The following is a 5,076-nucleotide window of genomic DNA, read 5'->3' as shown; positions in this document are numbered from 1 at the left end:
GTCAATGTATTTGCCGTTCTGGCGCTTCGCCAGCCGGTCGCGCACCTCCAGGTGCACCTTAGCCTTGTACGGCCCGAACAACTCCAGTTCGCTCTCCTTCAGCCCGACCTCGGCGGCGATTTGCAGGATGGGCTTGAGTTTGCCTGCCTGCGCGATTTCGATGTCGGACGGGACGGGCTGGAGCAGTTTGAGCCGGGTGGGCTTGAAAATGACGGCCGGGGCTGACGGCCTGCGGCCGTTGGCCCGCCTGGTCGTCTTCGCCTTCGTTGTTTTTCTGGCTATCTTGGGCATAGTTGTCTCCTTACACAAAAGGGATGAGTGTCCAAACCACGATTATGGAACAAAACCTGTCTGTGGCAAAGTGCACAAGGTCATCATTTCACGCTGATATCAGTCCCAGGCAGGCTGGAAACCTGCATTAATCTGGTTTCTGAGAGAAACCGGGTTTCTCCGGCGGGCCTTCAAGCACACGCTCAACGCTCGAAAGCTGCTCGACCTGCGCCCGGTATTCTTCGACGTACCACGCATCCAGCAGCGGCAGGTATTCGATCTGGAGCGCGCGCAGGAGTGCCACAGGTTGCGGGTCACAAAGCGGTGACCGCAGTGGGGGACAAACCCAGAGGGGTTTCTTTTTCGTTGCTGGCGTGGGCATCACCTCTGGCACCCCAATACGTAGGCTTCATGCAGCAGGGCCACGAGCGGCTCGTCCAGGTCTTCGGGCCGGGTCAGGCGGAAAATGTGGCCATAGTCACGGAAGACCTGCATCTCGACGCGGCGAATTACCGGATGCGCCGCGCGCCGCCGGAGCCACAGATAGCCCTCCAGCCAGCGCTTGCGCGGCAGGGCGGCGGCGAACTGCCTCTCCGCCTGGAACACGATGCGCGTCTTCAGCGCGTAGGCGGTGACGGGCCCAAACTGCTCGATGCGCTTCAGCAAGTGATCGAAAAGTTCTCGGATGGCAGGGTCTTTGCCCGTGAAGTGGTTGTCAATTTCATAGTGGCCGCACGAGTGCCACTTGTTGCGCGAGACGAATTGACGCCCGCAGTTCGGGCAGGTCCAGAGGGGCTTCTTTTTTGCGGACGGCATGCGGGCTTCCTGATCACGAATGTGGGCCTCAAGCGCCCGCGCCCCATAGGGGTGCTTCGCGAAGGACGCGGGCTGTGAGCAGTCTTAAGACACGCTCTAAAAGCCGTTCGCACGAGCGACGGCGCCAAGCCATCGCGCGCTCGGTTTGACGGTTCGCTTCTGTGTTTCTCTATCCACGGCAATCAAGCCAAAGGTAGGCCGGTAGCCCAGCATCCACTCAAAGTTATCAAAGGCAGACCAATAGGTGTAACCGCGCACGTCCAGGCCGGCACTGAGGCAATTGGCCACCCCTTGCAGGGCGCGTTTGACGTACTCGACGCGGCGCGCGTCGTCGTCGGTGGCAATCCCGTTTTCGGTCACGATCACCGGGAGACCGGTCTTGGCGGCGGCGTAACGAATGGTCGCTTCCAGTGCTTCCGGCCAGAATTCGTAGCCCATTTGGGTCAATTCCACGCCTGCCTCCGGCGGCAGGGGACCCGTGGGGCCAAAGCGCGTGCGCGAGTAAGTTTGCACGCCAACAAAATCGTCGCCTCGGAGCGCTTCCAGATAGACATCGCATATTTCTTCAGCAGCCGCAAAACTCACCTACAAGCCTCGCACGGAGTACAATCAGCACTTATCTTGTGTCCTGAGTTCCGTGCGGAGGCAGCATTGTGAGACGAGCGAAAAACCAGCGAGGGGTTCCAACCCGCTACTACCGACCAGAACAGACCATGTGCCCTTTCTGTAAGCAAACTTTGAAACGTCGTTACGCTGTCGGGCGGAAATATGTGGTCTTTCTCACTGGTCGCTCGTTGGTGATCCATTTCGGCTACCATTGTCCAGATCCTCGCTGTGCTGGGCATGATCAGACCTACACGTCGGAAGCGGCTCGCCGCTTGACGCTGCGCGGAAGTAGTTTTGCGCTGGAGGTCATCGTCCGGATTGGCTACTGGCGGTTCTGGAAACGCTGGACGGTGACGCAAATTCATGAAGTCCTCACTCAAGAACGCCAGGTGCCGATCTCTGAGCGTGAAGTGCTGTACTTGATCGGTGTCTTTCTGGTGTTACTGCGTTGCACTTACCACCTGCGGTTGGAAGAACAGGCCGCCTACTTTCGGCGACATGGGCTCTTTCTGTCCCTGGATGCGCTCAAGCCTGAGAAAGGCAACACGGCCTTGTATGTCGCGCGGGAATTGAAGTTCGGCTTGGTCCTCAACGTGACCCCGTTACTTTCGGCGGATCACTCGACCTTGAAACGCCGCGTGCTTGAGCCGGTCAAGGCCTTGGGCTATCGCCTGCGCGGGGTGGTGAGTGATGATGAAAAAGCGATCCGGTTGGCCGTCGCCCAGGTCTTTCCCGGTGTACGCCATCAAACCTGCCAGAGCCATTGCCTACGCGATGCCGCCCTCCCAATTGTCGAAGCCGATCAAGCCTTCAAAAAGGCCCTAAAACAAGCCATTCGCACGCCCTTCTACGCGGCCTGCCGCGCCATCAGCCAATTGTCCCCCGAGGATCCCTGTCAGGCTGTGTTGAGCACCTACGCGGAATTGATCCGGTCCACGCTCACGGAAGGCAGCAAGCCGCCCTTTGCCCTCGGCGGTCTGCGGGTCTTTGAAGACTTGGGCCGCTTGGAAGCCTCGCTCCTCCGCAGCCAGAAAAAGGGGGCCACCCGCTCTTGGAGCAACTCTTGGCGGTGGTCCAACGCCGCGCCCCCTTCACAGCCCAGTATCGGCGCCTCAAACGCCAACGCAATTGGTTGGTGGAAGTGGAGCGGCGACTGGACCCGCCGGAAGACAGTCACCCGCGCCCAACCCGGCGCAGCGTCAAGCGCGAGGTCAAGGCCTTCCTGGCTGAACTGGAAGAGTACGCCCAGCACCACCCCGATGAGGCCCAAGTGGTCGCGCAGATCTGCGCCACCTTCCGCCAACGCTGGCCGCGGCTCTTTGCGTGCTACGGATGGCCCGAACGGTATCGCACCAACAACGACCTGGAAACCTTCTTTGGTCGCCTGCGCACCCGCCAGCGCCAAATTCATGGCCGCAAGTCGGTGCATGAGTTCACGCGCAGCGTCCGCTATGGGGAGTGGGCCGTTTTTATTGATCCCACCGAAACCTTTGACCAAGTCTTACAACGCTTTCAGCAATTTGACCAAGCCAAGTTTGATCAAGAGTATGATCGGTTTCTGAAAGCCCAGCGACGACTTCAAGTGCTGTATCGTTTTCGTCATCACCCTCGGCGTTGTCTCAAGCAACTGGAAGAACAATGGGCTGAGGCTAATCGTCGGAAATCTTAAGAAATTCCGTGTAGGTGAGTTTTGCGGCTGCTGATATTAACTCCTTCCCGAGCAAGAGAAAAACAAACATCTCTTCCAATCCCTCTCTCTCCGCCAGTCACAAGCGCATTCTTGCCCTCTAATTCAAGGTCCATATTCCTATGCCTCGTGGAAATATCGCCTTCTAGCAGTTTGTCGCAGAGGAAAACCGCTCCGTACATAAAGCCGATTCAGTGACGGTTTTCCACTCTGTAAATGAGACTGTAGTAACGATACCAGATGCTATAGTCTCAGAAAATAGGCATTTTCGCAATGCGAAATGGAAAAGTTATTTTTCGGCAACGGCTAAATGACTTCCAAGCCACTCAGGCCAGGCAGCTCGGGAAAGGGCGCGTGCGGCTCGGCCTGATACCAGATGGCGGTCGAGGCAATATCGTCTTGCAAGGGCAGATATCGTCCCTGGCCGCCCAGCTTTGATCGCCAGCCCAAGGCCTGGATGGTAACGCGCACATCCTGCTGAAAGTGGATGGGGTCCAACACGTGCCAACGGTACAGGCCGAAGCGCGGTTGGCTCTGGCCTGAGCCACCGGGCTTGATCACCTGCGGGAGTCCCAGGAACGCGGTGGAGTAGACGCCATATTCGCCTTTGGCCACCTCGAAGCCCCAGGCCCCACCGAAGTAGTCTTCCGTACCCGTGCCACAGATCGTCGGCCACTCCTGGTCACCGTCCAGGTAGAACTTCATCTCGCCTTCGCCCCACCAACCCGTGTTGTGCGCGCCCCAGGCAATGTACGTGCCCACGTAGTGGCCCTGGCCGCGAACGCCGTCGAGCAATGTGTGCACCGCCTGGTAGGGCAGCGGGTTGTTGCGCCGCCATTGCGCGTGAAAGTAACCCTCGTCGTGAGAAAGAATTCATCGTTCGCTCAAACCTTTCCTCTCGGTTGAATTGATCGATTTGTCCACATCGGGTATGCTCTGCACAATTGCGTACAATTTCATGAGGCAAGGCATCCTGAGCCAGCGGTATCGGCCGGGCCAGATCCTGGTCAAGGAGACAATTGCGGCCGAGCTTGGCACGTCGCGGACTCCGGTGCGGGAGGCTTTGCGGGAATTGAGCCGAGAGGGCCTGGTCGAAGCCACCCCCAACCCGGGCGCGGTGCTCCGGTAGATCTCGGCGCAGGATCTCTGCGATATCTTGACATCAAAATCCGCCTGGACGGGTTGTGCGCCGCCCGCGCGGCCGCCGCCAAGGCGAAGATCCACTGAGGCCCCACCAGCCGTCCGAGGAACTCGCCCTCCTGGTGGAAATGGCCTGTCAGATTGACTGATTCCGGATCGCCCAGCGTGACGAACCGCTCTCGGCCATTTCGGTCGCGCCGGGGCCACACAAAGCGAACAGCCCTCTGGCGCGATGGTTTAGCGACACGGGAAGGAAATGCGGCCATACCAACTGACCTCGCCCAACACATTCAGCGGACCCCTCTCTGCGACACGCATGAGCATCTAAAGAAGGAAGAAGAATACGTCGCCCGCGGGCCCGACATCCTGCAAAGCCTCTTTGCCAACTACGTTACCGCCGATCTGATCGTCGCCGGGGCGACCCAGCCGGCCGTGGACCGACTGGTCGACGGCTCAGATCCGGATCTCCGCGCCCGCTTTGTACGTGTCCAGAAAGCCTGGCAGGCCGTACGCCACACCGGCTATGGCGAAGCCGTCCGGCTCATCGCCCGCGAGCT

General features: G+C 59.2%; 9 protein-coding genes. 3 read left to right on the top strand and 6 right to left on the bottom strand.

Annotated features, from left to right (window positions below; all coding sequences use genetic code 11):
• From VIH17_12995 to VIH17_12975, 5 genes are all read right to left on the bottom strand, one after another.
• The coding region (locus VIH17_12995) for a formate--tetrahydrofolate ligase (protein ID HEY4684147.1) at window positions 1–291 on the bottom strand (291 nt) is incomplete at its 3' end.
• A gap of 127 nt (window positions 292–418) precedes the next feature.
• Window positions 419–574, bottom strand: coding sequence for a hypothetical protein (locus tag VIH17_12990; GenBank protein ID HEY4684146.1), 156 nt, complete (start codon window positions 572–574; stop codon window positions 419–421).
• A 77-nt stretch (window positions 575–651) separates the two neighbouring features.
• On the bottom strand, window positions 652–1,086 hold the full coding sequence (locus VIH17_12985; GenBank protein HEY4684145.1) for a DUF5655 domain-containing protein: 435 nt from the start codon (window positions 1,084–1,086) through the stop codon (window positions 652–654).
• A gap of 96 nt (window positions 1,087–1,182) precedes the next feature.
• Window positions 1,183–1,671, bottom strand: a complete 489-nt coding sequence (locus VIH17_12980; GenBank protein ID HEY4684144.1) for a family 1 glycosylhydrolase — start codon at window positions 1,669–1,671, stop codon at window positions 1,183–1,185.
• Window positions 1,672–2,294: 623 nt separating this feature from the next.
• Complete coding sequence (locus VIH17_12975) at window positions 2,295–2,438, bottom strand: hypothetical protein (GenBank protein ID HEY4684143.1); 144 nt, start codon at window positions 2,436–2,438, stop codon at window positions 2,295–2,297.
• A gap of 317 nt (window positions 2,439–2,755) precedes the next feature.
• Between VIH17_12975 and VIH17_12970 the strand changes: the two genes are divergently transcribed.
• On the top strand, window positions 2,756–3,361 hold the full coding sequence (locus VIH17_12970; protein HEY4684142.1) for a hypothetical protein: 606 nt from the start codon (window positions 2,756–2,758) through the stop codon (window positions 3,359–3,361).
• A 324-nt stretch (window positions 3,362–3,685) separates the two neighbouring features.
• On the opposite strand, the gene VIH17_12965 is transcribed toward VIH17_12970, so the two are convergent.
• Window positions 3,686–4,252: a glycoside hydrolase family 172 protein gene (locus VIH17_12965; protein HEY4684141.1), complete on the bottom strand. Its 567-nt coding sequence runs from the start codon at window positions 4,250–4,252 to the stop codon at window positions 3,686–3,688.
• 85 nt (window positions 4,253–4,337) lie between these two features.
• Between VIH17_12965 and VIH17_12960 the strand changes: the two genes are divergently transcribed.
• Window positions 4,338–4,508 (top strand): GntR family transcriptional regulator, encoded by a 171-nt coding sequence (locus tag VIH17_12960; GenBank protein ID HEY4684140.1) that lies wholly within the window; start codon window positions 4,338–4,340, stop codon window positions 4,506–4,508.
• A gap of 176 nt (window positions 4,509–4,684) precedes the next feature.
• Window positions 4,685–5,076 (top strand): hypothetical protein (locus tag VIH17_12955; protein ID HEY4684139.1); only part of this gene is annotated, 392 nt, incomplete at its 3' end.

The organism is Candidatus Acidiferrales bacterium, assembly GCA_036514995.1.
Classification (GTDB): Bacteria; Acidobacteriota; Terriglobia; order Acidiferrales; family DATBWB01; genus DATBWB01.
The sequence above is the reverse complement of the archived record's forward strand: the minus strand, read 5'-3'. Positions and strand labels throughout refer to the sequence as shown.